The following is a 26,141-nucleotide window of genomic DNA, read 5'->3' as shown; positions in this document are numbered from 1 at the left end:
CCAGTCCGCCTCATGGAATCGATCCGCATCCGCGGTGCCCGCACCCACAATCTGAAGAACGTCTCGCTCGATCTGCCGCGCGACAAGATGATTGTCATCACCGGCCTGTCCGGGTCCGGAAAATCCTCGCTCGCATTCGACACGTTGTATGCCGAAGGCCAGCGCCGCTATGTCGAGTCGCTGTCGGCGTACGCACGGCAGTTCCTGTCGATGATGCAGAAGCCCGATGTCGACGTCATCGAAGGCCTGTCGCCGGCGATTGCGATCGAGCAGAAATCCACTTCGCACAATCCGCGTTCGACAGTCGGCACCGTTACCGAGATCTACGACTACCTGCGCCTGCTGTTCGCCCGCGTCGGCACCGCGCGCTGCCCGGACCATGGCGTGACGCTGGAAGCGCAGTCGGTCTCGGAGATGGTCGACCATGTGCTGCGCCAGCCGGCCGAGTCGGCCTGGCTGCTGCTGGCGCCGGTGGTGCGCGACCGCAAGGGCGAGCATGCGGAATGGTTCGAGCAGGCGCGCGCGCAGGGCTTCGTGCGCGTGCGCGTCGACGGCAAGGTCCTGGAGCTCGACGAAGTCCAGCCGCTGAACCGCAAGCTCAAGCACAACATTGAAATCGTGGTGGACCGCTTCAAGGTCCGCGCCGATCTCAAGCAGCGCCTCGCGGAGTCTTTCGAGACCGCGCTGCGCCTGTCGGATGGCCTGGCCTACATCGTGCCGCATAGCGGTGACGCCGAGCCGCTGGCCTTCTCGGCGCGCATGTCCTGCCCGCATTGCGGTTATTCGCTGGAAGAGCTCGAACCGCGCCTGTTCTCGTTCAATGCGCCGCACGGCGCCTGCGCGAAGTGCGACGGCCTGGGTTCGCTGCAGACCTTCGACGAATCGCGCGTCGTCGTCCATCCGGAACTCAGCCTCGCCGCCGGTGCCGTGCGTTCCTGGGACAAGCGCAATCCCTATTACTGGCATTTCGTCACCTCTCTGGCCAAGCACTACGGTTTCGATCCGGAAGTGCCGTTCAAGACGCTGAAGGCGGCAGTGCGCAAGGTGTTGCTGTACGGCAGCGGCGATGAGCGCATCGCCTTCGAGTATCCGGACGAGCGCGGACGCATCCAGAAACGCACGCACAAGTTCGAAGGCATCATCCCCAACCTCGAGCGCCGTTATCGCGAGACCGAATCGGATGCGGTGCGGGAGGAGCTGGCCAAGTACCTCAGCAACCAGGCCTGCCCCGACTGCAACGGCGATCGCCTCAATCGCGCGGCGCGCAACGTGTTCGTCGCCGACCGCAATCTGCCGAGCCTGACGGCGTTGTCGGTGCGCGACGCCGAGGATTTCTTCACCGCGATGCAGCTGCCCGGCCACAAGGGCGAGATCGCCGACAAGATTCTCAAGGAAATCCGCGCGCGGCTCGGCTTCCTCAACAACGTCGGCCTCGAATACCTGACCCTGGCGCGCAGCGCCGAGACGCTGTCCGGCGGCGAAGCGCAGCGCATCCGCCTCGCCTCGCAGATCGGCGCCGGCCTGGTCGGCGTCATGTACGTGCTCGACGAGCCGAGCATCGGCCTGCACCAGCGCGACAACGAACGCCTGCTGCAGACGCTGTTCCGCCTGCGCGATCTCGGCAACACGGTGGTCGTCGTCGAGCATGACGAGGATGCGATCCGTCACGCCGATTACGTTGTCGACATCGGCCCCGGCGCCGGCGTGCATGGCGGCCACATCGTCGCGCAAGGCACGCCGAAGGACATCGAGAAGGCCAAGAACTCGATCACCGGTCAGTATCTCGTCGGCACGACGCGCATCGAAGTGCCAAAGCTGCGCACGCCGGCGCAGCCCGACAAGGCCATCGTTATCCGCGGCGCGCGCGGCAACAATCTGCGCAACGTCACCGCGGAAATCCCGACCGGTCTGATCACCTGCGTGACCGGCGTGTCCGGCTCCGGCAAGTCGACGCTGATCAACGACACGCTGTACGGTTATGCCGCGCGCCAGCTCAACGGCGCGGCGACGCATCACGCCGAATGCGATGCGATCGAAGGCCTCGAACACGTCGACAAGGTCATCGACATCGACCAGGCGCCGATCGGCCGCACGCCGCGCTCGAATCCGGCGACGTATACGGGCCTGTTCACGCCGATCCGCGATCTGTTCGCCGCGGTGTCCGAGTCGCGCTCGCGCGGTTATACGGCCGGGCGCTTCTCGTTCAACGTCAAGGGCGGTCGCTGCGAGACCTGCCAGGGCGACGGCGTCATCAAGGTCGAGATGCACTTCCTGCCGGACATCTACGTTACCTGCGACACCTGCCGCGGGCGCCGCTACAACCGCGAGACGCTGGAGGTCCGCTACAAGGGCAAGACGATCGACGAAGTGCTCGGCATGACGGTCGAGGATGCCCACGAGTTCTTCCGTCCGGTGCCGGCACTGCATCGCAAGCTGGCGACGCTGATGGACGTGGGCCTGTCGTACATCACGCTCGGACAGAACGCGACGACGCTGTCCGGCGGCGAAGCACAGCGCGTCAAGCTCGCCAAGGAACTGTCGCGCCGCGACACCGGGCAGACGCTGTACATCCTCGACGAACCGACCACCGGCCTGCATTTCCACGACGTCGCCCAGCTGATGAAGGTGCTGGAGCGTCTGCGCGAGCACGGCAACACCGTCGTCGTCATCGAGCACAACCTCGACGTCATCAAGTGTGCGGACTGGATCATCGATCTCGGCCCCGAAGGCGGCAGCGGCGGCGGCGAGATCGTCGCCAGCGGCACGCCGGAGCAGGTCGTCAAGATCAAGCGCTCGCACACCGGGCGCTTCCTCAAGCCGCTGCTCGGCGGGAAGTAGCCGCCGGAAGTTGGGAAGCAACAAAAAGGGCGGCCCGAGGGCCGCCCTTTCTTGTACTGCGCGTCGCCTTAGAACTGCACGCGGACGAAGGCGCGGGCCATGTCCTTGTCGCGGTAGATGTTGGCTTCGGCACCGCCGGTGTACCAGGTGTAGCCGAGGTAGAACGCGAGGTTGGACTTGTAGCGGGTCTCGATCTGCAGGTCCATGGTCTTGCGGCCGGCGATGAAGTTCTCGCCCGGTCCCGGTGCCGTGCCGTTGACGTTGTGCTGCCAGATGAACTGCGGCGCGAACGAGATACCCGGCAATACCGACTCGTAGCGCAGGATGCCGATCATCACGTAACCCCAGGAGAACGGATCCGGGTACAGATCCAGATTCGCCTGCGAAGGATTGAAGCGCAGACCGTCGACCCCGAACGAGCAGGATTCGCGCGGTGCACCGGTGGTCGGATCGTAGGAGCAGGCCTGGGCCGAACGGTCGGCACCCGTGCCATCGGCACCGGCGCTGGCGTGGCTGTACGTGCCGGCGGCTTCGAACTGCAGTTCGTCGAGGTCCGGCATGTCCGGAACCCAGGTCGCGCCGATTTCGAACACGAACAGAATCTGGTCCGCGCCGATCGGGTTGTCGCTGGCGCCGAGCACCTGCGTACCGCCGAGGTTGAACTGGTAGGTGTCCATCCGCTCGTAGCCCTGGATGTAACAGGGGTTGCTGCGGTTGTAGCCGACGAAGTTCGGATTGCGCTCGCGGCGTACCGTCTGATCGGTACTGTAGCGATTCTGGCTGCCGAGGAATTCCGGCTCGCAGGGCGCGTTCTCGCCCGCCTTCACGCCGCGGTACGGCGTCACGAAGGCCGGGAAGGAACGGGCCGAACCCGGCGCATGGCCGATCGCCAGATCGAAGGTGTCGTTGAATGCGCCAGGCGTGCCGTCGGCATCGGTGACGTAGTCGCTCGGCGCGTAGATCGCGGCGCCGTTGGACAACGAGCCGATCGGCGAGCTGCCGGGACCCGTCGAGCCGATGCCGGTCGTCGAGCCGGCGCAGCCGCGACCGGCCGGCAGCACGTTGGGCACCCCCAGCGAGCCGCCGAGCAGACCGCCGATGGTGTCGAACAGGCGCTGCGTCAGTTCAACGACCGGATCCAGCGGATCGACGACCAGCAGGCGCTCGAGATTGGGATCGTGACAACGCGACAGCGTCGGGCCGAAGCCGGCGAACACCAGATCTTCGGTATCGATCTGCAGCGGCGCATTCGGGCGATAGGCCACTTCACCCTGGAACGACCAGCCGAACGCGGTCGTCGCGAAGCTGAGGCCGAAGAGGCGGATGTCTTCCGGATACTCGATCAGCAGCTTTTCCGTATCCAGCGGCACGGCGTTGCTGCGTGCGTTGGCCGGATCGCCGCCGACGGCGTCGCGCACCAGCGGCAGGTCCGGGCAGGCGAGCAGGAAGGTGACCGGATCGTAGGCGTCGATGCCCAGCGAATTGCCCTCGCGGCGCGCGCAGCTGGCGACCGTCGAGAAGATGCTCGCGTACGGCAGGCGCGAGTGATAGTTCATGAAATAGAAGCCGAACTCGGTACCGTTGTTGAGCTCTTCAGCGTAGTACTTCAGCGAGAAGCCGTACTGGCCCGCGGTCTCCGGCTCGAGGTCCGGCAGGCGATCGATCGTCAGCGAGGTGTTGGTGACGCCCGACAGCGGGTTGTAGAGCGGATAGGCCAGGCCTTCCGGATCTTCCGGACCGCCGCCGAAATGGATGTAGGCCCGGTTGATTGCATTGTCGACGCCGACGACATCGGACACCGCGAGCATCGAGCCCGGTGCCGGCGCTTCGAGCGGCTGCCACTCCAGCTGGTAGAAGGCCTCGAAGGTCGCGTCCGGGAACAGCTCGAACGAACCGGAGATCATGTTGATCGGCGTGAAGATTTCTTCGACCAGATAGCCGACGCGATAGAAGTTGTTGGCGTTGACCGGGTTGGCCTGGTTCAGCGAGTTCAGCGCCTGCAGCAGCGACTCACCCCAGTTGATGCCCTGACGGCCGAGCTTGACGCTCAGCTCCTTGTCGTCCCACAGCGGCACCGTCGTGTACAGATAGGCATCGAGCAACTGCGCCTCGGCACCGATCTGGCTCAGCACTTCGCCACCGCGGCGGCGGTTGACCGGGCCGCCACGTCCGTACTGCGTCAGCAGCAGACCGAGCGCGGGATTCGGGTCGCGCATCGCGTACTGATCGCGGTTCTCCGGCGTCAGTTCGTTCGGGTGGTACTCCTCGAGATTGGAGTTGACCCAGTCGTAGTAGTACAGGCCCTTGGCGAAGAAGCCCCAGTCGCCATAGGTCAGCGTGATGTCCTGGGTCACCTTGACGATGCCCGAGGTCAGGTCGTGCTTGTCGTAGTTCCAGTTGCCGTCGTCGTAGTTCGGGCTGAACTGGCCGGGTGCATTGGCCAGCGCGAACGCCGGGTGACCCTGGTCGCGGAACAGGCCCTGGCAGGCCTGGTTGAGGCCGCCGCAGACATCCGGATTGATGTTGGCCTTGCCCAGGTACTCGCTGGAGCGTCCTTGCATGCGCATCGATGCGCCGACGACGATCGAGCTGTTGAGCACACCCTCGATGTCCTGGTCCCCCCAGGGCACCGTGAAGCTCAAGGCATGGGCAGGCCCCACCTGCAGCGCAGCAGCAAGCGCCGCTACGGCAGCAAACGCTACGCCACGGATTCTGTTCCGTTGATTCATTCGTGTTTCCCCTACCATCCGGGCGCTATCTGGCCCGCGAAATCGCACATTGGCGTCGGATATCGACGTATCCGTTCGCTCGGTCTCTCTACCTGGCTCGGAGTGTATTGATTAACTCGCCCCATCCGCAACACAACAGCCTGAATCAAGCACCTGCGGCGCTTTCTTGAGCCAGATCGCCAGCCGCGGCGGAATAATCGACCGTGCCTGCAATGATCAGAGCCTGACCGGGGCGTCGGGCTGCTCGTTGCCGACATCCTTGGGACCCGGCGGGTAGCGCGCCAGAACCTCGGCAACGGCCTCGATTCCCGCAACCGCCCCGGCCGCGAACCGGCCCGCCGAAAAATGGCCCTCGATCAGCCGGCAGGCTGCATCCCATTCGGACTGCGGCACCCGGCCACGGGCGACAAAGCGATCCGCGACGATCTCGACCGCGTGATCGGCGAGCAGCAAATAGATCAGCACGCCGTTGTTGTGCTCGGTATCCCAGACGCGCAGATCGGAGAACACCTCGATCGCGCGTTGCCGCGCCGTCATCCCGCGCCAGACCGCGAGCACCGGCAACGAGGGTTCCAGCGCAAAGCGGATCTCGCCGGGATGCCGCGCCTCGCAGACCTGCACCGCGCGCTCAATCGCGCTCATCGTCGTGTCGGGAAAATGCCGTCGTGCAGACAGCGAGCCGGTGCAGGCGTGATTCCACAGCCGTTTGAACTTGCTCATCGTCACCATCTGCCCGACGCGCCACCGCCGCTGAAACCACCGCCGCCGCCACTGAATCCGCCACCGCCACCACCGCTGCTGCGATAGCTACCGCCGCCGCCAAAGCCGCCGCGGCCGCCATCGATCGAGTAGGACACCAGGGCCACGATCGTCGCGATCACACCGGCAGCGACGCCGAACTGCAGCATGCCCAGCAGCCAACCCGCCACCACACCGGTCCCCACGCCAACGAGCGCGGATACCGGCAGGGCGCCAATTTTTTTCTTGAAGTTGGTGCCGGCGCCGTAAAACAACAGGAACGACCAGATCAGCCAGTCCAGATTGCCGCCGCCGTCGCCACCGCCACTGCCTCCGGAAGCGCCGGACTCGGGCTCGGGCAGCGGCTCGCCGTTGATGACGCTGATCATCTGGCCGACACCGGCATCGATGCCGCGGTAGAAATCGCCCTGCTTGAACTGCGGCGTGATGGTCTCCTCGATGATGCGCTTGGCCAGCGCATCGGGCAGCGCGCCTTCCAGGCCCTGGCCAACTTCGATGCGCAGACTGCGGTCGTTCTTCGCGATCAGCAGCAGTGCGCCATCATCGACGGTCTTCCGACCGAGCTTCCAGGCATCGACCACGCGGATGCTGTACTGCTCGATGGTCTCCGGCTCGGTCGTCGGCACGATCAGCACCGCGATCTGGCTGCCCTTCTGCCGCTCGAACGCGGCGAGCGTCTGCTCCAGGCTGTCGATCTGCGGCGCACTCAGCGTCGCAGTCTGATCCGTCACCCGCGCCCGCAGCTCGGGAACCGCCACCAGCGCCCAGGCAACGCCCAGGCCGAGCAGCAGTGCCGCGAGAACCGCCGTGGCGCGGCTTAGGATCACTCCTTGGCCGGCTCGCTGAAGTCGACCGTCGGCGCGCTGGAAATCGCCTTCTCGTTCTCAACGGTGAAGTTCGGCTTGACCGCCATGCCGAACATTCCGGCGAACAGATTGTTCGGGAAGCTGCGCACAGTCGTGTTGTATTCCTGCACCGCGGCGATATAGCGGTTGCGGGCGACGGTGATGCGGTTCTCGGTGCCTTCGAGCTGCGCCTGCAGATCGCGGAACAGCGTGTCGGAGCGCAGCTGCGGATAGTTTTCGGTGACGACCAGCAGGCGCGACAGCGCGCTGGAAAGTTCACCCTGGGCCTGGCCGAACTGCTTGAGCTTCTCCGCGTCGTTGACCATGTCCGGCGTGACGTTGACGCTGCCGACCTTGGAGCGCGCTTCGGTGACGCCGAGCAGCACGTCCTTCTCCTGCTGGGCGAAGCCCTTCACGGTGTTGACCAGGTTCGGCACGAGATCGGCGCGGCGCTGGTACTGGTTCAGCACCTCGCTCCAGGCGGCGGTGACGCCTTCGTCCTGACGCTGCATCGTGTTGTACCCGCAGCCGCTGAGAATCAGCGTCGCACTCAAAACCACAAGTTGCAGTAACCGTTTCATGATTCGCTCCAGGCCTTCTGGTTGGGACGCCGATGCCTCGAGTCTAGCTCAGAGGTAAAGGCAGGCGCGCCGCGAGCAGCGTCTGCGTATAGGTCTGCTGAGGCGCGTGCAGGACACGCGCCGTCTCGCCCTGCTCGACCGTCAGGCCGGCGCGCATCACGAGCACCTGGTCGCAGACCTCGGCGACCACGCCCAGATCGTGCGAAATCAGCAGCAGCGTCAGGTTCAGCTCGCGACGCAAAGTCTTCAGCAGATCCAGCAACTGCGCCTGGGTCGTCGTGTCGAGCGCGGTCGTCGGTTCGTCGGCAATCAGCAATCGCGGGCGCGCCAGCAAGGCCATCGCGATCGCGACGCGCTGGCACTGACCGCCGGACAGCTCGTGCGGATACTGGCGCAGCCGGCGCTGTGCATCGGCAACTTGCACGGCATCGAGCATGCGCAGCGCCTCGGCCTCGGCCGCGCGACGCGACGCGCCGGCATGCACCTCAAGCACTTCGCAGAGCTGCACGCCGATGCGCAGGCAGGGATTGAGGCTGGCCTGCGAGTTCTGGAACACCGCGGCAATCTGCGGCCCGCGCAGCGCGCGCCACTGGCTCGGCGACAATCCGAGCAACTCGGTACCATCAAACTTCAGGCCGCCGCTGCAGCGCAATGCCGGATCGCTGAGACCGAGAATCGCCAACGCGGTCTGCGACTTGCCCGAGCCGGACTCGCCGACGATGCCCAGCGCCTGTCCCGCGGGCAGCTCGAAACTGAGCCCGGCAACCAGCGCCGCAGCGCGCGTGTCGCGAAGCTCGACGCGCAGATCGCTGACGGCGAGCAATGCCTCGCTCATCGGCGATCCAGGGTCTCGCGCAGATGCTCGCCGAGCACGTTGAGGCACAGCAGGGTCAGCGACAGGAAGGCGACCGGGAATGCGAGCGCCCACGGCGTGATTTCCATGTCGCGCGCACCGTCGTTGATCAGCACGCCCCAGCTGGTTGCCGGCTCCTGCACACCCAGGCCGAGAAAGCTCAGGAAGGATTCGATCAGCACCGCATGCGGCACGGTCAGCGTCGCATACGCGATCACCGTCGCCGCCAGGTTGGGCACGATATGACGGCGCACGATCTGCCGGCGCGGCATGCCGTACAACTCGGCAGCCAGCACGAAACCGCGACTGCGCAGGCTCAGGGTCTGGCCACGGACGATGCGCGCCATGTCGAGCCAGCTGACGGCGCCGATCGCGGCGAACATCAGCAGCAGATGACGGCCGAACGCGACCGTCAGCAGAATGACGATGAACATGAACGGCAGCGCGTAGAGCACGTCGACGAAGCGCATCATCCATTGGTCGGCACGGCCGCCGTAGAAGCCGGCGATGGCGCCGTAGCTGACGCCGATCAGCACCGACACCAGCGTCGCGGCCAGCGCCACCAGCAACGACAGCCGGCCGCCAGACATCGTACGCACGAAGACGTCGCGACCGAGGCTGTCGGTGCCGAACCAATGTGCGCCCTGCAGCGTCGGTGCACTGCCCCACTCGGCTTGGAAGTCGATGCTGTCGACCGCATGCGGGCTGAGCATCGGCCCGACCAGCACCGCCAGCACGATCGCGATCAGCACGACGATGGCGACGACGGCCAGCGGACTGCGTTTGGATTCTTCGATGGTCATGGTGTTCATTGAGGCATTCACGCGGGCCGTGCTCGTGGATCGAGCACGCCGTACAGCACATCGACCAGCAGATTGAAAAGAACGATCAGGCTGCCGTAGAGCAGCACGACCCCGAGCACCAGCGTGTAGTCGCGGTTCAAGGCGCCTTGCACGAAGTAGCGGCCGATGCCCGGTATCGCGAAGATCTGCTCGACGACGACCGACCCGGTGATCAGCGCCGCGGTCGCCGGCCCCAGATAGGACAGCAGCGGCAACAGCGCGGGGCGTGCGGCATGCCGGCGCAGCAGCAGATGCAGCGGCAACCCCTTGGCGCGGGCGGTCAGCATGAAGGGCGCCTGCAGCACTTCGACGAAGCCGCTGCGCACCAGCTTGGCGATGTACGCCACCTGCGGCAGCGCCAGCGACAGCACCGGCAGAATCAGATCGCCGACATCGCCACGCTGCCAGCCGCCGGCCGGCAGCCAGTCCAGATGCACCGCGAAAAGAAGAATCAGCAGCGGCGCGACGACGAAAGTGGGCACCGAAACGCCGAGCAGCGACAAACCCATCAACCCGCGGTCGAGTCCGCCGTCGCGGTGACAAGCCGCGACCACCCCCAGCGGCACGCCGATCGACAGCGCGAGCAACAGCGCAAACAGGCCGAGCTGCAGCGATGCCGGCAGGCCGCTGGCGATCAGCTCGCTGACGCGATAGCCCTCGTACTGGAACGATGGGCCGAGATCGCCGCGCAGTACGTCGGCGACGTAGCGCAGGTATTGCTGCCCCAGCGGTTCGTCGAGATGGAACTGCGCCGCCATGGCGGCCTCGATCGCCGGCGTCAATGCGCGTTCGCGGTCCAGCGGACCGCCGGGCGCCGCGCGCAGCAGAAAGAACGCCAGCGTCAGCAGTGCCAGCAGCGTCACCAGGCCGGCGACGCCGCGCCGCAGGATGAAGCTCAGCATGGCAGGCCGCTCATTGCAGTTGCAGATCCTTGCTGTAGTGGTAGTCGAGGATGTTGTCGGTCCAGCCCCGCACCCGCGGACTGACGAGGTGCTTGGACACATAGAAGTAAAGCGGAATCGCCGGCGTTTCGGCAAACAGGCGCTGCTCGGCCTGCGCGAGCAGCTCGCGGCGCTGGCCGATGTCGGCCGTGCGCTGCGCCGCGTCGAGTGCAGTGTCGTAGGTAGGATCGTTCCAGCCAGTGTCGTTCTTGCCGTGTGTACCGCGCAGTATGTCGAGGAAGCTGGTCGGGTCGTTGTAGTCGGCCATCCAGGCGGCGCGGTAGACCTGCGTCTTCTGGCGCTGCTTGCGGTTGTGCAGGAAGACCTTGAACTCCTCGTTGAGCAACTCGGTCTGCACGCCCAGCGTCTGCTTCCACATCGCCGCAACCACCGTTGCGACGCGCCGGTGGCTCTCGTGCGTGTTGTAGCGGATCTGGATCTGCAGCGGACTGTCGGCGGAATACCCGGCCCGCTGGTAGAGCTTGCGCGCCTCCTCCACACGCTTTGCATACGGCCAGGCTGCCCACGCCGGCTGTTGCTTGGACGCCTGTGCAGTCCCCGGCGGCACCCAGCCGTAGGCCGGCAAGGCCAGGCCGTTGAGCACCTTGCCGGCGATCACTTCGCGATCGATGACCATCGACAGCGCCTGACGCAGAGCGGGATTTTCGGCGAGCGGTGCGCGCGTGACATTGAGGCCGTAGAAGTACAGGCCCAGGTAAGGCGCGATCTTCAGCTGGTCGCTGTAGGTCTCGCGGATCCGTTGCAGCTGCGGCAGCGGAATCTCGTAGGTCACGTCGAGATCGCCGGCGCGATAACGCTTGTACTCGGAGTGGATGTCTTCGGTCGTCAGGTAATGCACCTTCGCGATCTTCGTCTGCGCCGCATTCCAGTAGTGCGGATTGCGCTCGAGCTCGACCTGCGACTGCAGCACCCAGCGCTTGAGCGTGTAGGCGCCGTTGCTGACCAGATCAGCGCCGCGGGCGTCGACCCGTGGCGCCTGGGCGCCGCCATGAACCGGGAACGTCGAGGGATGCGCGAGCATGCCGGGGAACGCCGGCAACGGCTGATCGAGGGTGATGACCAGATGCCGCGCGTCTGTCGCCGTCACCGCCAGCGTTTCCGGAGCCGCGGCACCGTCGATGACCGCGGATGCACCGCGAATCGGCCGCAGCATCTGCGCGACGTTCGAGCCGGTCGCCGGCCGCAGGCTGCGTTGCAGACCGGCGACAAAGTCCTGCGCGGTGAGTGCTTCGCCGTTGGACCAGCGCAGGCCCTCGCGCAATTCGAAGGTATAGCTCAGTCCATCCGCGCTGAGCGTCCAGCTGCTGGCTGCGGCGGGGATCGCCTGTCCGTCGGCACCGATCGCCGTGAGCCCCTCGTACAGGTCGCGCACGATGTTGCCGGCGCTGACCCCTTCGGTACGATGCGGATCGAGCGTCTCCGGCTCCGGGCCGTTGCCGATGCGCAGCAGATCGGCGGGGGCGGCGCTGTAGGCCGGCTGCAGGAGCAGCAGCGCAACGGCGCAGATCGCCGCAAGTACGCAGTGGATATCGAGCCCCCTCATCGGCCGAAGCCTAGCAGCTAGGCAACTAGCGCGGCTTGCGCGACGCCAAGGTCACCAAAGCGACGCCGGCGAGGATGATCAGGGTGCCGATGATCTGCGGCGTGTGCATGACCTCATCGAGGATCCACCAGCCGAGCAGCACCGCGATGGCCGGATTGACGTAGGCGTAGGTACCCAGCTGCGACGGTGTGACCTGATGCACCAGCCAGTAATAGGCGCCATAACCGAGACAGGAGCCGGCGATCGCGAGGTAGATCAATGCGAAGGCCGAGTCGCGCGTCAGGACCCAGCGCTCGGCATCGCCCAAGGCGAGGCCCAATGCGGTCATGACGACGCCGGTAACGGCCATCTGCAGCGCCGCCGCCATCAACGGTGCGCAGCTCAGCACGTTGCGGCGAGAGATCACCGAGCCGGCGGCCCACAGGATCGGCGACAAGGTCAGCGCCGCATACGCATACCAGGGCGCGAGCTGCAGATGCATGCCCGAGCCGACCAGCAGCGCGACACCGAGAAAGCCGAGCAGCAGACCGGCCAGCGTCAGACCCGATATCCGCTCACCCCGCATGCCCCAGCTGCCAAACCAGGCCATCCACAACGCAGAGGTCGCAACGATCAGCGCCGCTTGATTGGATTCGACCCAGAGCTCGCTCCAGGTCACCAAGCCATTGGCCCCGGTCAACATCAGTAGAGCGGTGATCGTGATGATCAGCCAGTCGCGGCGCTGGGTGGGCAGGCGCGCACCGCGCGACCAGGCGTAGGCAAACATCAACGGAGCGGCGATCAGGAAGCGCGCGCCGGCGAACAGCACGGGCGGCAGATCCTTGACGCCGACGCGGATCGCCAGATAGGTCGAACCCCAGACCAGATAGACGGTCGCGAATGCGGCGAACAGCTGAACTGGACGTGACGCCGCCAAGTGAACCGCCCGATCTGGTGTCGGCTCTCGCCGAGTAGTCCCTGCCCCTTGCGCAGACCTCGAACCGCCGCAGCGCTTGCGGCTTCAGCGTCGTCCTAGTTGACCTTGGACTTTTCCTTTTCCGCTTCTTCGGCGTCCTTCTTGGCCTGCTTCAAGGCCTCGGTCGCCTCGGCAGCCTGTGCTTCGGCGGCTTCCGTCTGCTCGATATGATTCAGCCACTGACCGGCGGAGTTACGCGTCTCTTCGTACTTCTGCGAACGGTGCAGCGCATCGCGTGCACGGCCACGGTTGCCGGACTGGAACGCCGCGATCCCTTCGAGATACGCAGCCTCGCCCATCTTCTTGACGCCCTTGGACTGCGCGCGGCTGAGCGCCTCGAGCGCTTCCTTCCAACGCTCGTCCTCGACGTAGATCTGGCCGAGGCGGAATGAAATCTCGCCGCTGTCCGATACCGCCGCCGCCTTGTTCAGGGCCGCTTCGGCCTTGTCGTAATCGCGCGCCATCGTCCAGGCGTCGCCGAGCAGGCTCAGCGTCTTCTCGTCGGACTTCAGAATCTTCTGCGCAATACCGCGCTCGAGAATCTGCGCTGCCTTGTACGGGATTTCCAGCAGCAGATAGATGTTGGCGAGATTGCGGATTTCGCCTTCGGTATCGAGGAAACCCTGGCGATCCGCGAGCGCGAGCACCGCCAGCGATTCCTTGTCCTTCTTGATCTCGAACAGGATGCTCGACAGCTGCTTCCAGTAGTCTTCCTTCGCCGGCATCAGGGACACCAGGCGGATCAGCACTTCCGCGCACTGCGGGAACTGCTTGAGTTCGTAGTGCAGCGCCAGCTTCAGCTGCAGCCAGGATTCCTTCGGATCCTTGGCTTCGGCAAGCGCCTTGTCGACGTACGGCAGCGCATCGGCAAAGCGCTTGCGATCCGAATACGCACTGGCCAGCAGGATGTACGCGTCGGTCGGCGGCTTGGTCGAAGCCTCGGCGAAGTACTGCTCCATCTTCTGGATGGCCTTGTCGGTCTGGCCATCCTGGAAGTACAGCTGCGCCAGGTTGTAGATCATCTGCTCGTAGGGCTGCTGCGGCAGCGCTTCAAGCTTCAAGGCTTCTTCAAAACCGGCAATCGCGGCCTTGTAGTTGTTCTGCGAGATATAGATGAACGCCATCGTCTGACGGACCATCGCGCGCTCATAGTCGTTGCCGACTCGCTCGAGCATGGCCTTGGCCTTTTCCAGCGCCTCGTCATTCTTGTTCTTGCCGATGAGCTCGTGGATACGCTCAAGCTGGCGGTACGCGCCTTCCGACAGGGTACCGGTGGCCTTGCGTTCCTTCTTCGCAGCCGGCGCCGGTGCCGCGTCCTGCGCATGCACGACCGAAGTCGATCCGAGGAGCATCGCGCCCGTTGCCACCAGCGCGATCGCAATGGATTTGAATGCCTGCGTCATCATTCCGTGCCTATGTTGAACTTGACGGTGTATTCGCCCTTGGTTTCCTGGGGCTTGCCGTCGACCACCTTGGGCCGGAAGCGGCCCTTGTAGGCTGCTGCGACTGCGGCGGATTCAAAGTAACCGCGCGGCTTGGCGCTCTTCACGCGAGCCGACTTGACCGTGCCGTCCGGGCCGACGGTGATTTCCAGAACGACCTCACCGCTGATGCCGTCACGCGCAGCCTGACGCGGGAACTGCGGTGCGATACGCACGAGCGGAATCAACTCGGCGTCGCCCTGAATGTCGCCCGCCGCGAAGGTACCGAGGAACGGGCCGCCAGAGATGCTGGTCGGCAGGTTCATGTTCGGCATCATGAACTGGGTCGGCGCCATGTCAGGCTTGGCCTGCGCGGCGACGGCCAGTTTCGGCGGCGGCGGCTGCTTCGGTGGCGGCGGCTTCTCGGGCTTCTGTCGCTGCTTGGTCTCAAGCTCGCTGGCGCGCTTGAGGCGGACGAAGTCGATGGTCTGCAGCGTCTGCGCGTCGCTGAGCGCGCCATGGCCGCGATGAATCAGCGCGTGCAGGCCCCAGAACATCACGAACGCGAATACCGCCGCGCCCATGGCCGGGACGGCAAAGCGCATAGGGCTGTCTTGCATCACCATGCGCCTAGCCCCCGCTACCGAGAGCGGCAATCGAAACCGATTGCACGCCGCCGCTGCGAACCTGATCCATGACCTGCGTCAGCACGCCAGTCTGGGAAACGGTATCGGCGAGGATCACCACGGTGTCCTCCGGACGCTCTGCATGCATGCGTTCGATGACGTTGCGGACGTCGCGGATATCGAGCTTGCGGCGGTCGATCCAGATATCGCCGTTGGGACGGATCGCGATCAGGATGTTGCCGGTCTGGTTGTATTCGGCAGTCTCGGCTTCCGGCTTGGTTACCGTGATGCCGGCTTCCTTCACGAACGAAGTCGTGATGATGAAAAAGATCAGCAGATTGAGGACGAAGTCGAGCATCGGCGCGAGGTCGATGCCGGTCTCTTCGCTCAGTTCCACGTGTCGGCGTGAACGCATGGGGCTAGGACTCTTTTAGTTGCTCGCCGCAATCGAGATGTTGTCGATGCCGCCCTGACGGACCTGATCCATGACCTGGACCAGCACGCCCGTCGGCGCCGCAGACTCGGAACCGATGACGACGACGTCGTCCGGACGCTGCGAATGCAGACGCTCGATCGCCGCACGCACCTGACGCAGATCGGTCTGGCGGCTGCCGACGAAGACGCTGCCGTCTTCCTTGACCGTGATCGCGATGACGGTGGCTTCCTTGCTCTCCGCCGCCTTCGCCGTCGGACGGCTGGCGGGAATGCCAACCTCCTTGATGAAGACTGCGGTGATGATGAAGAAGATCAGCAGGTTCAGGACGAAATCGAGCATCGGCGCGAGGTCGATGCCGGTATCGGCACTGTCGTGCTCCAGCGATTGGCGGCGCATGCGCATGTCAGTAAGTGAACTTGTCTGCGAGCAGTTCCGTCTGCTGACGGATGCGGGACTGGAAACGGTTGACCGGCAGCAGACCGGACATGCTCACTGCGAGGCCGGTCATCGTGCACACCATGGCTTCCGATACACCGTCGGCCATGGCGATTGCATCGACCGAACCCTTGGCGGCCATCGAATCAAAAATGCTGAGCATGCCCATGACGGTGCCGAGCAGACCGAGCAGCGGCGCCATCGGCACCAGCACGCGCAGCACCTGCATATTCGCCGTCATCGCCGCGTTCAGCTTGGAAATCATCGCGCGCCGGATCTGGCGTGCCTTCCAGGACTGGTGGTCGGAGCGCGCCTGCCACTGGCTCAGCATCTCGCCGGCCAGACGCGGCAGGCGATTCTTGAAGAACCAGTAGCGCTCCAGCACCAGCGTCCACATCAGGACGCAGCTGAACAGGATCCACTCGACAATCGGCCCGCCGGATTCGACGAGCTCGGCGACCGAGCGGAAAGGCGCTGTCAGCAGATCAAGCACGGCGCTTCGCCTCGAGGCTTTCGGCCAGCATGCCGGCGCTCTGCTCGTCGAGGACCTGGATGATCGCGCGCGAACGCGAGGTCAGCGCAGCATTCATGAACAGCAGCGGCACGGCGATACCCAGACCGAGCACCGTCGCGATCATGGCCGCGGAGATACCGGCAGCCATCAGCTTCGGATCGCCCGAACCCGATTCGGTGATCGCCTGGAACGTGATGATCATGCCGATGACGGTACCGACGAGACCGAGCAGCGGACCGGCGGCAACCGCCAGGCGCAGGAAGGACTGGAAGCGCTCGAGCTTCGGCACTTCGCGCAGCACGGCTTCGGAGATACGCAGCTCGACGATCTCGGCATCTTCCTCGATGCGCGAACCGTCGCCCTTGAAGGTCGCGAGCACGCGGCCCAGCGGGTTGTCGGTCTGCGGACGCGAGGTGTCCTTCAGCTGGCGGCGGACCGCAGCGCCTTCCTTCATCAGGAACAGGAACTGCCAGATCGCGAGGATGGCGCCGACCACGCCGACCAGGATGATCACGTAACCGACGGCTTCGCCGTGGTTGATACGCTCAAGCCAGGTCGGACGCTGCACGAACAGACCCAGCAGCACGCCGCGGGTCGGGTCGACAACCATCTCGTTGTAGCCGGTGGGCTCGTCCTCGAAATCACCCGCGATGCTGGTGAAGTTGCCATCCGGCTGACGCGAGAAAACGGTGAAGCTCTTGACCGACGGCAGATAGTTGAGGAACTCGCCCTCGCTGATCGCGGTGAAGGAACCGACGCGGATCACTTCCTGTTCGCTCGGCTGGCCGTCCGGCGCCACAACCTTGGTCTTGTACTTGACGGTCTGACCGGTCTCGGTCATTTCGCGCTGCATCTCGAACCAGAAGGTTTCGAGATCGGCGATCGACGCTAGCGACTTGGTCTGCGCCAGCTTCTGCGCGAAGTCGACGCGTTCCGGATACTGCTCGGAGATCATCGAGCCGGTGGCAACCGACGCGAAATCGCCGGCGACCTGGCGCACGACACCGAACATTTCACCGAGGTTGCCGACCTTGAGATCGAGCGCAGCCTGCAGTTCGGTCAGCTTCTTTTCGTTGGCATCAAACGCTGCCGACAGCTGGTTCGAGCGGGCCTGCTGCTGCTGGAGAACCGCATTGGCTTCCGACAGCAGACGCGACTGCTGGTCGCGCTCGCGCTGGAACTTGGAAATGCGTTCCTGGTTTTCCTTGGCTTCGGCAGCGCGCGCGTTGCGCGTCTGCTCGAGCAGCTGGTCCAGGGAAGCGGCCGGTGCGGCCGAAACCTGGGCCGGGATCGCGGCGCCAGCGACCAGCAGCAGCGCGGCGGCGGTCTTGGAGAGTGAGCGGATCATTTACTTCGTCTCCTTCGGCGCGGCGACCGGTGCAATCATGAGATTAGGTGCGCCTTCCTTCTTGGCAACTTTCAGGCCACGACGCATTGCATCGCGATAGCTGCCGTCCTCGACCCAGGCCTTGGCAGCGTTGTCCCAGTAACCGGTTTCCTTGCCGTCGAGGGTCTGATACATCAGGGCGACGCGACCGACGCGCAGGAACTCGACGGTGCGGTCGTCGATCTTGCCTTCATAAGCTTCGATCGTACGGCCATATTCCATTTCAACCTGATAGGCCTCGACGATGCGGCGATACTTTTCGGCGATCGAAACGTCGGCACGCGCCATCATGTCCTTCAGGCCGTTGACGCGCTTGGCGCGCTCGTCCGGCAGAAACGGCACGTCGAGCTTCACGAACTCGTCGATGGTGCTCAGCATCTTCTGCAGAAGCGGCACGATCTCGCGACTGGTCGTCTCGATCTCGTTCAGCTGGTCGCCCATCGCCTTCATCTCAGTCTGCTGAGAGTTCAACTGCAGCGCGAGCTGCTCGTTGTAGCGCTTGAGGCTGTCAGTTTCCTGAATCACGGCGCGGTATTCATTGACCGCGGACCGGGTCTGGTCGTCGAGCTTGTCGACTTCACCTTGGGCAGCCTGGGCAGCCTGCTCGGCACCCACCTGCTCGTTGACCGCTCGGGTTGCCGTTGCAGTCGACTGCGCAAAGGCAACCGACGAAGCCAACAGACAGGCTACGGCCCATCCGCTGCGCTTCAGCATGGCAGTTCGAATCAGGCTTTCTGACATGAACGAAATTCCTATGAAGGGAAATAAATCAATAAATACAGGGAGGGCCGTACCCGCCGACCACTGAGCCCACCCGAGAAGCGCCGATGGTAGCACCAATATCCGTGCCAACTACAACAGTATTTCCACCCAAATCCGGACGCGAAACGTCCCAGAAACGGCCCCTTGCGAGCCGTCTTATGGGCAAAAAAATAAGGCGGACCCTAGGGGTCCGCCTTAATCCCTCCCTTAGGCCATCTCAATGTGGTCGTAGGGTTCTTGTACTTCTTGGCAAATCAACAGTCTGACGTTGTAGCGCTAGACATCCCGATTGGCGGGTCTCGCTCCCAATCCGAGCCCACTCACCAATCGCTTGCGACGGGACAAACCTTAACAATCCGGCAACAGAAAAAATGTAGGCAAAAAATCTAGGGGGTACGCTCGGCAGCCTCAGTCCTTGATCTTGATGCTGTCCTTGTTCTGCTCGATCACCGCATCGCCAATACCGTCCACACGCTTGAGATCCTCAACCGTCTTGAACGGACCTTTCTCCTTGCGATCCTTGACGATCGCCGCCGCCTTCGCCGGACCGACGCCGGCAAGCTCCTTGGCAAGCTTGGCCTCATCGGCCGTGTTGATATTGACCGGCCCGGCCACGGCCGCACCCGCGGCGAAGCCAAGAAGCGCCATCAACAGGATTCTGTTCTTCATGATTCCCTCTCCTTTTATTGTTTTCAGTTGTCGCATCGAGGCGACAATCCGACCCTAGCTCAGGATTTCCGGCTTGAATAGTTAGCGCGTAAGTAACATCGGCGCGTCCGGCCACGCGAGCGTGCGACAATTTTCTACATTCACCCGCACTTGCAGAATCTGCCGATGAGCCAAAACGAGTTGACAGCGTCCACCGTGCAAACCCTGCAGCTGGCGCGGGGAGCCCTGAGCAAGGGCCGGCCGGATATTGCTGAAGCACAGTACCGGCTGATCCTTGAACAGAACGCCGACCATGCCGAAGCCCTGACCTATATCGGCGGACGGGAGGCTGTGCGCGGCAATCATGTACAAGCCTTGCAGCTGCTGGAACAGGCCCGTAAGCAGGTGCCGGTCGATCCGGCGGTCGATGAAGGCGCTGGCATTGCGCTGTTGCGGGCAGGAAATCCTGAGGCCGCGCAACTGGCCCTGCAGGCGGCGCTGACCCAATCACCTGAACGCCACATCGCACGGCTGTTTTTGGGCCATGCGCTAACCGCACTCGGACGGACGCGTGCCGCTGCGGTCGAGTACGTCCGTGCCGTCAGCACGGCGCAACGGCGCGGGCTTTGGCAATCGGCAGAGAGCACCGCGCCCTTGCTCAGGGAGGACGTGAAGCAGGCCATCGAGAGAACGCGGCAGCTCAGGCGGACGCTGATCGAAGAAGAATTGGCCGCCGTGCGTGCGCGGCACGGCGCCAAGTCGTTGGTGCGCGTCGACCGCTGCATCGCCGCCTATCTCGGCGAAGCCGGCAACGAGCCGTCGGACCGCAGACAAAAGCCAAAGGCTCTTTGGTTTCCGGACTTGCCGACGACGCCGTATTTCGCGCGCGAGTTGTTTCCGTGGGCGGACGCCCTGGAGAACGCCACGGCTTCAATCCAGAGTGAACTGCAGACGATCCTGAGCGCCCGGCAGCAAAACTTTGAACCGTTCCTCGGCGAAGTGTCCGCCACTCAGAACGCCCGCCACCTGCGCAACGATCACGGCGCGGCAGCTGTATGGGACGCCTACTTCTTCTACCGGCACGGCACTCGCCACGACGCGGCCCATGCCGCATGCCCGCTCACATCGGCCTTGCTGGATGCCAGCCCGCTGGCCCACATCCGCGACCACGCTCCGGAAATCTGCTTCTCGATGCTGACGCCCGGCACGCACATCCTTCCGCACTATGGCGATACCAATACCCGCGCGGTGCTTCATCTCCCCTTGCTGGTCCCGCAGCAGTGCGCCTTGGTTGTCGGCGGAGAACCGCACCTCTGGCAAGCAGGTCAGATCGTCGCATTCGACGATACGTTCGAACACGAAGCCTGGAATCGCGGCGCCGAAACGCGCGTCGTGCTCATCGTGGATGCCTGGAATCCGCATCTGACACCGCCGGAACACGAAGCCCTACTGGCGATGGTTCCAATTCTCGGCGACTTCGACCGGGAATGCACGGCGCCACCGGCCGTGCAGAACTAGCCCTAAGTCTGACGACTCGAACGCGCCGTCAATCGGGCAGTTCTTTCCCAAGCGCCGTTGTCAGCGGCGCCAGCCAGCGCTCATATCGCTTCCAGCGTCCGACCGCCTTGGAGTACATCGGCTGACGCACCTGCCAACGGCTCGGCGTCAGCACCGGGCGATCCTGCTCGTGAAACTTGAGGCAGGCCTCGTTCCAGGGAAGCCCCACAGCATCGATCAGTGCGCGAGCCTGCGTTTCAGGATCGTCGACCATCTTCTCGTAAACGCATTCATGCAGGCGCCCGGGCAACAGCGCCTTCCAATGGCGCATCAGTCTCATGTACTGGCCGTAGTAGTAGCCGAGATCCGAAAGATCCGTTGCGAACGGTTGCTCAAGCGCAAAGTTCTCGCCGTAGATGGAGACGCAGATGTCGCGCGGATCGCGCTGACACCAGACGATGTGCGCATTCGGAAACAGCAGCGCGATGAGACCGACATGGAAGAAATTAAGTGGAGCCTTGTCGACATAGCGCAGCGCCGGCGAGGCATTGCGCTTCTCCAGCGAGAGCAGATAGTCGCGGCCTGCTGTCTGCAAGGTCAGCGAATCAACCGCAGCCAGTGCCTCCGGCCAGCGCTGGATCGAGCCACTGCGCTGCGCCATTGAACGCGCGAGACGGGAGATGTCGGGCAGCTCCCCAAATCCGATCGTATCGGGATGCGCCGACAGAATCTGTTCAACCAGCGAGGTTCCGCTGCGCGGCATCCCCAGGACAAAGATGGGCCGTTCATCGGGATGTCCCGTCCCGGCCAGGCGCGCTAACTGCTGCGCATTGAATGCCTTGATGGTGCGGTCGACGCGGTCAGCGGTTTTCTCACGCACGAATGGGCCAATCTGCGCGCGCCGCGCCTTGTTGGCCATCTCCCAGACTTCGAATGCAGCGTCGGCATCCTTGGCATCCAATGCCTTGCCGAGACCGAACCCGACATTGGCGCGATCCTGAGGCGGGCGCTGCAGATCCTCAACGACCGCGCGCGCGCGCGCGATCAGCTCCGGTTCTGCCTTGCCGCGAATCAAGGTCAGCAGGCCTTCCAGCGCCAGCGGCCAGTCGGGACGCAGTCTCAGCGCTTCGCGAAATGCGGCCTCCGCTCCGTCGCGATCGCCGAAGTCCTCCTTGAGCTGCGCAAGCCCCATGTGCAATTCCGGAGCATCAGGCACCGCAGCAACGCCCAGCGCATAGGTATCGTGCGCATGCTTCAGCCGCCCCCGCTGGAACTGAACTTCGGCCAGCCCCTGGTACCCGTCGAAGCGTTGCGGCAATAGCGCGATCACGCGTTCCCAGACACGTTCCGCCGCCACCTCGTCGCCACAGCTGACGAGCATTCGCGCATAGGTCATCAACGTGGGCGGCCGATCCGGCGCGAGCGCGAGGGACCGCTCGAATGCCTCACGCGCCGGCTGCAGCTGCCGCAAGTCGCCGAGCAGCTTGCCGTAGTTGTGCCATGCATCGGGGCTGTTGGGGCGCAATTCGATGACGCGCTCCCAGTGCGGCAATGCCGGTGCGAACTGTCGGTCCGCCATCAGGACGACGGCGAGGTCGGCGTGCGCGTCGGCGCTCGCCGGATCGATCTTGACGGCTTGGCGCAGATAGTCCTCGGCCGACCTGAGTTGCCCGCGTCTCCAGCAGATTGCGGCCAGACCGCGATAGGCATCAGCGGCGCATCCCGCATCGCTGCAGAGCGCAAAGAACTCGCGGTGCGCTACATCGAGGCGCCCTGCGTTCAAGTCTCCGAAGGCCTTCTGCAGACGATCACGGGGCGTTGCCGATGCAGGTGCAGTCATATCTACGTTCATTCCTTCAATCCACGACTGGCAACCAGACTCCAGCCGAACAAATATCCCTGTTCCACAATTTCAGCGACGTTGAAAGTCGTGAACTCCAACTGCCGCAGACGCTCAATCCAGCGATCGATTTCCTTCCGGTCCAACGCGCACTCCACCAACTCCGCGACACGCAGTTGATTGTCCTTCAGATCGGCACGCAAAGCTCCCAGATCCTGCCGCGCGGCCCGCTCACCGCCTGCGGGCACGGCCTGCAAGATGCGCATCACGCGCTCGGCAGTATCGCGCAACAGATCCGGAAATTGCGCTGCGGCGATGCGCTCGCTCACCAACGAAAAGCTCGCGTTGAATTGCTGTCTTGCGTGGGCCGCCTGCGGGTCCGCATCGCGTCGCAGTCGAGTGCCGGCGTCGGACGACATCGCCAACCATGGCAGCATCTCGAGGGCGCGGTCCAAGGGGCCATCATCGGCCAGCAGCCACTGGCTGTCCTGGGCCTCGGCACGCGCCAGCGAAGACAGGTGCGAACCCCGGTGGTGCAACACCGCGGCAAGCTCTGCGCGGGGCGCGAGCACTCTCGCAAGCTCGGTCCAGCAGGCTTCGTTCGCGAAATACTCGAGCGCGTACTGGCTGAAAATCCGATTGACGGTCCCATCCCCAACCGGCAGCCGCGCCGCCGTGGTCCGGGAATGTAGGGACACGCGATCCTGCAACGTCGCCGGCAACTCGGCGATCCAGTGGCGATTCAGCTCGGCAAGGTCCACCGCATCGACGTGCTTTGGCCATGGCTCGCCAAGCTCGGCCAGGAAGCGAATCAGAGAACCGTTGCCACAACCCAGTTCAAGCACATGATCTTCCGCACCGATGCGGGCAAAGCACAGCCGCCAGAACGCTTGCGTGGCGGCACCGTAGTGATCGGCAAACGAACCCGGACAGGAATGCCGGGTGCCACTGCGCCAATACCGGCTCCAAGCCAGCGCGCGCGCTTCGAGATCGAATTCATCCATCACGCGCCTACCAAAATGAGATTCCCAAAAAAGAGGGCCCCCGCAGGGGCCCTCCTCATCACGCAACCACCGTCTGATCAGAACCGCTGGGTGTAGCGGATGTACGGCTGCTGGCCGTACTGATCGTAGAGGTAGTAATTGAACGCGCGGGCGTTCGGGTCAGCTGCCGCAGACCGCTGAGACGGTTCCTTGCCGAAGGCGTTAATGACGCCTGCGGTGATGGTGCCGTTCCAAGGAGCGGTGTAGGAGACCTGGAAGTCATGCGTGGTGTAGCTCGGGGTGTGCCCGTTGCGCACACCGCTCGCCAGCACGGTCGCTGCCTGATCGCCGATGTAGCTGAAGTTCCAGCCCACCGAGAAATCAGAGATCTTCCACTCCGTATTGCCCTGCATGCGGACTTCCGGAGCACCCGGATCGCCGATCTCGTCACGTCCGCCGTCGAAGCTGAAGTCCAGAATCTGAACGTAGCGGAACTGCGACATCAGGCTGCCCAAGCTGCCCAAGCCGTACTTGAAGTTCGCTTCGAAATCCAGGCCGCTGGTTTCCAGCGTACCGTTGTTCGCAAGGCCGAAGACGAAGTCGGTGATGCGGCCTGTCGAGCCACGCACAGGTCCGAAACCTTCCGGCACCGGATCACCAACACGGATCGCGTCAAGGATTTCCTGCGGGGTGAACTCGTCGATACGGTTCGTGATCTCGATGTTGTAGTAGTCCAGCGAGAAGTCGAACCATGTCGTGACATCGTAGGCAAAGCCCACCGAATACTGCTCGGAGTCCTCTGCATCGAGGTTCGCGTTGGAAATCGACGTTGCGTTGATCTGCGTCGCCTGGATGTTGCCGGCATCGTTGAAGCAGGTCGCCTGCGCTTCATTCCAGTTGTAACCGCCGATTTCGCAGCTTGCCTGGTCGTTGGTGATCGCCTCAGCCGAGAAAGCCGGCTTCGAGCTCAGCACGTCCAGCGTCGGCGCGCGGAAGCCTTCGCTCCACGATGCGCGCAGCGTCAACGGCGTGATCGGCTGATAGCGCACGCTCAACTTCGGCGAAGTCGCACCACCGAAATCGGAGTAGCTGTCGTGACGGATCGCCGCGCCCAGTTCGACATTGTCGAGAACCGGGAACACAGCCTCAGCGAAATAAGCGCGGACCTGACGATCAAGCGCCGCGGAATTACCCGACGAACCGCCCACCTGCCCGGTTTCCGACAGCGCGTCGTAGATATCCGCGTAGTCCTCTTCGCGGTACTCCCAACCAACCAGCAGCTTGGCCTGACCGCCGGACAGCTGGAACAGTGGGAACTGTGCGTCGGCAAAGGCTTCGCGTGTGGTCCAGTTCGACTCGCGGATCGTCGTGACCTTCAGCAGGTCCGCAGCATCGGGCGACGCGTTCGGATCACGGAAGTCGTAGGTGCCGTTGTTGAGCAGGTTCTGCGCAACCGCACGACCGAGGAAGAAGCGGCCCGGCTCGAAGTACTTGTACTCGTTATAGCGGGCGCCGAAGCTCGTTTCGACAATATCGAAGAGCGTGCCCGAGAACACACCGCTGATGTCATAGACGTTGGCATCGGTCGTCGTGTCACGCGTGCCGAGAGAAGCAAAGCGGTGATACAGCGAAACCGCGTAGATCTCCTCGTCGGCGATGCCGACCTGGCCGGCCGTGCCGCCCAGATCGCCACCGAGCTGAACAATGTCTTCGGCGTCGAAGAACGGGTTGTCGACCGGAATCGTCAACGGCAGGTCATTGAGTGCCGGAGCGTAACGGCCGAAGGACTTTGCGCGGTTGATGCTGGCATTGACGCCAACGTTCCAGGTGTCGCTGATCTGGAACGTACCCTTCGCAAACAGGCCCTGATTCTGCGTCTCGGCTTCATCGGCGGAGACCTGCGAGAAGTCGTAACCGCAAAGACCGCTCGGGATCAGATAGAACGCAGGATCGGTGTTAGGGCAACCGTTCGGCACCGCAGCGTATACGTACTCGTCGCCCGAGGCCTCGTCACCCGGCGTGAATTCGCCATCGCGATCGGCGTCGCGCGAAACGATGATGTTGTTGGAATAGAAGCTCGCACCCGGAACACGGAACAGCGCGTTGCGCGCGTAAATGATGTCGCGCTTGGCGTACGAAGCGCCGAAAACGACATTGCCGCGCGCGCCGTTGACGCCCATCGTGACCGAGCCCTGCTCGACATCACCACCCTTGCGATCGGTGCCCTGCAGCTGATGGGTGATCTCGACGCCTTCAAAGTCCTTGCGCGTGATGATGTTGATAACACCACCGATCGCATCGGCACCGTAAATGGCGGAAGCACCATCCTTGAGGATTTCGACGCGCTCAACTGCGGCCAACGGTACGGCGTTGAGGTCCTGCGCGGTCGGCGCAAACGGCGCCTTCGGTGCGCGACGACCGTCGATCAGCACCAGCGTACGCTCGGAGCCCAGACCGCGAAGGTCAACGGCAACCAGCGCCTGCGCCGAGCTGCCCGACTGTGCGCGGAATGCGCCGGTCGAGTTGAACACGGTGTTGCGCAACAAATCACCGACGGAGGTAAAGCCACTCGCCTCGATCGAGGCGCGATCGATGACCGATACCGGAAGTGCCCCCTCGACGGCTGCGCGCGTGAGGCGCGAACCAGTCACTTCGATCGTGTCGAGCTTAGTGGCGTCCTTGGCC

Annotated in this window: 22 protein-coding genes; 2 read left to right on the top strand and 20 right to left on the bottom strand. The window is 63.9% G+C overall.

What is annotated here, in order from left to right:
- Nucleotides 1–12: 12 nt before the first annotated feature.
- On the top strand, nucleotides 13–2,838 hold the full coding sequence (gene uvrA, locus AC3WUF_RS04675; RefSeq protein WP_492422900.1) for an excinuclease ABC subunit UvrA: 2,826 nt from the start codon (nucleotides 13–15) through the stop codon (nucleotides 2,836–2,838).
- A gap of 68 nt (nucleotides 2,839–2,906) precedes the next feature.
- Here uvrA and AC3WUF_RS04670 read toward each other — a convergent pair whose 3' ends face one another.
- From AC3WUF_RS04670 to AC3WUF_RS04590, 17 genes are all read right to left on the bottom strand, one after another.
- Nucleotides 2,907–5,567 (bottom strand): DUF1302 domain-containing protein, encoded by a 2,661-nt coding sequence (locus AC3WUF_RS04670; protein ID WP_492422898.1) that lies wholly within the window; start codon nucleotides 5,565–5,567, stop codon nucleotides 2,907–2,909.
- 216 nt (nucleotides 5,568–5,783) lie between these two features.
- Entirely contained in the window at nucleotides 5,784–6,287 is a 504-nt protein-coding gene (locus tag AC3WUF_RS04665) for a TPM domain-containing protein (protein ID WP_492422896.1), read from the bottom strand.
- A 2-nt stretch (nucleotides 6,288–6,289) separates the two neighbouring features.
- On the bottom strand, nucleotides 6,290–7,153 hold the full coding sequence (locus tag AC3WUF_RS04660; protein WP_492422894.1) for a TPM domain-containing protein: 864 nt from the start codon (nucleotides 7,151–7,153) through the stop codon (nucleotides 6,290–6,292).
- Nucleotides 7,150–7,752: a LemA family protein gene (locus AC3WUF_RS04655; RefSeq protein WP_492422892.1), complete on the bottom strand. Its 603-nt coding sequence runs from the start codon at nucleotides 7,750–7,752 to the stop codon at nucleotides 7,150–7,152. The genes AC3WUF_RS04660 and AC3WUF_RS04655 overlap by 4 nt, the downstream gene beginning before the upstream one ends.
- A 43-nt stretch (nucleotides 7,753–7,795) precedes the next feature.
- Complete coding sequence (locus AC3WUF_RS04650; protein ID WP_492422890.1) at nucleotides 7,796–8,587, bottom strand: ABC transporter ATP-binding protein; 792 nt, start codon at nucleotides 8,585–8,587, stop codon at nucleotides 7,796–7,798.
- Nucleotides 8,584–9,417, bottom strand: coding sequence for an ABC transporter permease (locus tag AC3WUF_RS04645; protein WP_492422888.1), 834 nt, complete (start codon nucleotides 9,415–9,417; stop codon nucleotides 8,584–8,586). The genes AC3WUF_RS04650 and AC3WUF_RS04645 overlap by 4 nt, the downstream gene beginning before the upstream one ends.
- Before the next feature lie 8 nt (nucleotides 9,418–9,425).
- Nucleotides 9,426–10,349 (bottom strand): ABC transporter permease subunit, encoded by a 924-nt coding sequence (locus AC3WUF_RS04640; RefSeq protein WP_492422886.1) that lies wholly within the window; start codon nucleotides 10,347–10,349, stop codon nucleotides 9,426–9,428.
- A gap of 10 nt (nucleotides 10,350–10,359) precedes the next feature.
- Entirely contained in the window at nucleotides 10,360–11,952 is a 1,593-nt protein-coding gene (locus AC3WUF_RS04635) for a peptide ABC transporter substrate-binding protein (protein ID WP_492422884.1), read from the bottom strand.
- A gap of 25 nt (nucleotides 11,953–11,977) precedes the next feature.
- Nucleotides 11,978–12,868, bottom strand: a complete 891-nt coding sequence (locus tag AC3WUF_RS04630; protein ID WP_492422882.1) for an EamA family transporter — start codon at nucleotides 12,866–12,868, stop codon at nucleotides 11,978–11,980.
- A gap of 95 nt (nucleotides 12,869–12,963) precedes the next feature.
- Nucleotides 12,964–14,310, bottom strand: a complete 1,347-nt coding sequence (locus tag AC3WUF_RS04625) for a tetratricopeptide repeat protein (RefSeq protein ID WP_492422880.1) — start codon at nucleotides 14,308–14,310, stop codon at nucleotides 12,964–12,966.
- Nucleotides 14,310–14,948 carry an energy transducer TonB gene (locus AC3WUF_RS04620; RefSeq protein WP_492422878.1) on the bottom strand — a complete coding sequence of 213 codons (639 nt, stop codon included), beginning with the start codon at nucleotides 14,946–14,948 and terminating at the stop codon, nucleotides 14,310–14,312. Before AC3WUF_RS04620 ends, AC3WUF_RS04625 begins: the two co-directional genes overlap by 1 nt.
- A gap of 10 nt (nucleotides 14,949–14,958) precedes the next feature.
- Nucleotides 14,959–15,369, bottom strand: a complete 411-nt coding sequence (locus AC3WUF_RS04615) for an ExbD/TolR family protein (RefSeq protein WP_492422876.1) — start codon at nucleotides 15,367–15,369, stop codon at nucleotides 14,959–14,961.
- A 15-nt stretch (nucleotides 15,370–15,384) separates the two neighbouring features.
- Nucleotides 15,385–15,786: an ExbD/TolR family protein gene (locus AC3WUF_RS04610; RefSeq protein ID WP_492422874.1), complete on the bottom strand. Its 402-nt coding sequence runs from the start codon at nucleotides 15,784–15,786 to the stop codon at nucleotides 15,385–15,387.
- Between the two features lie 7 nt (nucleotides 15,787–15,793).
- Nucleotides 15,794–16,318 (bottom strand): MotA/TolQ/ExbB proton channel family protein, encoded by a 525-nt coding sequence (locus AC3WUF_RS04605; RefSeq protein ID WP_492422872.1) that lies wholly within the window; start codon nucleotides 16,316–16,318, stop codon nucleotides 15,794–15,796.
- Nucleotides 16,311–17,687, bottom strand: a complete 1,377-nt coding sequence (locus tag AC3WUF_RS04600) for a MotA/TolQ/ExbB proton channel family protein (RefSeq protein WP_492422870.1) — start codon at nucleotides 17,685–17,687, stop codon at nucleotides 16,311–16,313. Before AC3WUF_RS04600 ends, AC3WUF_RS04605 begins: the two co-directional genes overlap by 8 nt.
- Complete coding sequence (locus tag AC3WUF_RS04595; RefSeq protein ID WP_492422868.1) at nucleotides 17,688–18,467, bottom strand: DUF3450 domain-containing protein; 780 nt, start codon at nucleotides 18,465–18,467, stop codon at nucleotides 17,688–17,690. It abuts the gene before it with no gap.
- Nucleotides 18,468–18,896: 429 nt separating this feature from the next.
- Nucleotides 18,897–19,157, bottom strand: a complete 261-nt coding sequence (locus AC3WUF_RS04590) for a ComEA family DNA-binding protein (RefSeq protein WP_492422866.1) — start codon at nucleotides 19,155–19,157, stop codon at nucleotides 18,897–18,899.
- A 165-nt stretch (nucleotides 19,158–19,322) separates the two neighbouring features.
- On the opposite strand from AC3WUF_RS04590, the gene AC3WUF_RS04585 reads away from it, so the two are divergent.
- On the top strand, nucleotides 19,323–20,654 hold the full coding sequence (locus tag AC3WUF_RS04585; RefSeq protein ID WP_492422864.1) for an aspartyl/asparaginyl beta-hydroxylase domain-containing protein: 1,332 nt from the start codon (nucleotides 19,323–19,325) through the stop codon (nucleotides 20,652–20,654).
- 28 nt (nucleotides 20,655–20,682) lie between these two features.
- Here AC3WUF_RS04585 and AC3WUF_RS04580 read toward each other — a convergent pair whose 3' ends face one another.
- The 3 genes from AC3WUF_RS04580 to AC3WUF_RS04570 form a co-directional block, all read right to left on the bottom strand.
- Nucleotides 20,683–22,485, bottom strand: a complete 1,803-nt coding sequence (locus tag AC3WUF_RS04580) for a tetratricopeptide repeat-containing sulfotransferase family protein (protein WP_492422862.1) — start codon at nucleotides 22,483–22,485, stop codon at nucleotides 20,683–20,685.
- Complete coding sequence (locus AC3WUF_RS04575; protein ID WP_492422860.1) at nucleotides 22,482–23,477, bottom strand: class I SAM-dependent methyltransferase; 996 nt, start codon at nucleotides 23,475–23,477, stop codon at nucleotides 22,482–22,484. The genes AC3WUF_RS04580 and AC3WUF_RS04575 overlap by 4 nt, the downstream gene beginning before the upstream one ends.
- Nucleotides 23,478–23,554: 77 nt before the next feature.
- Complete coding sequence (locus AC3WUF_RS04570; RefSeq protein WP_492422858.1) at nucleotides 23,555–26,107, bottom strand: TonB-dependent receptor; 2,553 nt, start codon at nucleotides 26,105–26,107, stop codon at nucleotides 23,555–23,557.
- Nucleotides 26,108–26,141: the final 34 nt, after the last annotated feature.

This window comes from Fontimonas sp. FW305-C-3 (assembly GCF_058783185.1).
Note: the sequence above shows the minus strand (reverse complement) of the source record. Positions and strands in the feature narration are given on the sequence as shown.

Coding starts and splice junctions, on each gene's coding strand:
- AC3WUF_RS04610 (WP_492422874.1), bottom strand. CDS start 15,786: ATGCGCCGCCAATCGCTGGAGCACGACAGTGCCGATACCGGCATCGAC.
- AC3WUF_RS04670 (WP_492422898.1), bottom strand. CDS start 5,567: ATGAATCAACGGAACAGAATCCGTGGCGTAGCGTTTGCTGCCGTAGCG.
- AC3WUF_RS04665 (WP_492422896.1), bottom strand. CDS start 6,287: ATGAGCAAGTTCAAACGGCTGTGGAATCACGCCTGCACCGGCTCGCTG.
- AC3WUF_RS04575 (WP_492422860.1), bottom strand. CDS start 23,477: ATGGATGAATTCGATCTCGAAGCGCGCGCGCTGGCTTGGAGCCGGTAT.
- uvrA (WP_492422900.1), top strand. CDS start 13: ATGGAATCGATCCGCATCCGCGGTGCCCGCACCCACAATCTGAAGAAC.
- AC3WUF_RS04645 (WP_492422888.1), bottom strand. CDS start 9,417: ATGAACACCATGACCATCGAAGAATCCAAACGCAGTCCGCTGGCCGTC.
- AC3WUF_RS04580 (WP_492422862.1), bottom strand. CDS start 22,485: ATGAACGTAGATATGACTGCACCTGCATCGGCAACGCCCCGTGATCGT.
- AC3WUF_RS04595 (WP_492422868.1), bottom strand. CDS start 18,467: ATGTCAGAAAGCCTGATTCGAACTGCCATGCTGAAGCGCAGCGGATGG.
- AC3WUF_RS04655 (WP_492422892.1), bottom strand. CDS start 7,752: ATGAAACGGTTACTGCAACTTGTGGTTTTGAGTGCGACGCTGATTCTC.
- AC3WUF_RS04650 (WP_492422890.1), bottom strand. CDS start 8,587: ATGAGCGAGGCATTGCTCGCCGTCAGCGATCTGCGCGTCGAGCTTCGC.
- AC3WUF_RS04590 (WP_492422866.1), bottom strand. CDS start 19,157: ATGAAGAACAGAATCCTGTTGATGGCGCTTCTTGGCTTCGCCGCGGGT.
- AC3WUF_RS04615 (WP_492422876.1), bottom strand. CDS start 15,369: ATGCGTTCACGCCGACACGTGGAACTGAGCGAAGAGACCGGCATCGAC.
- AC3WUF_RS04620 (WP_492422878.1), bottom strand. CDS start 14,948: ATGCAAGACAGCCCTATGCGCTTTGCCGTCCCGGCCATGGGCGCGGCG.
- AC3WUF_RS04600 (WP_492422870.1), bottom strand. CDS start 17,687: ATGATCCGCTCACTCTCCAAGACCGCCGCCGCGCTGCTGCTGGTCGCT.
- AC3WUF_RS04585 (WP_492422864.1), top strand. CDS start 19,323: ATGAGCCAAAACGAGTTGACAGCGTCCACCGTGCAAACCCTGCAGCTG.
- AC3WUF_RS04635 (WP_492422884.1), bottom strand. CDS start 11,952: ATGAGGGGGCTCGATATCCACTGCGTACTTGCGGCGATCTGCGCCGTT.
- AC3WUF_RS04640 (WP_492422886.1), bottom strand. CDS start 10,349: ATGCTGAGCTTCATCCTGCGGCGCGGCGTCGCCGGCCTGGTGACGCTG.
- AC3WUF_RS04625 (WP_492422880.1), bottom strand. CDS start 14,310: ATGACGCAGGCATTCAAATCCATTGCGATCGCGCTGGTGGCAACGGGC.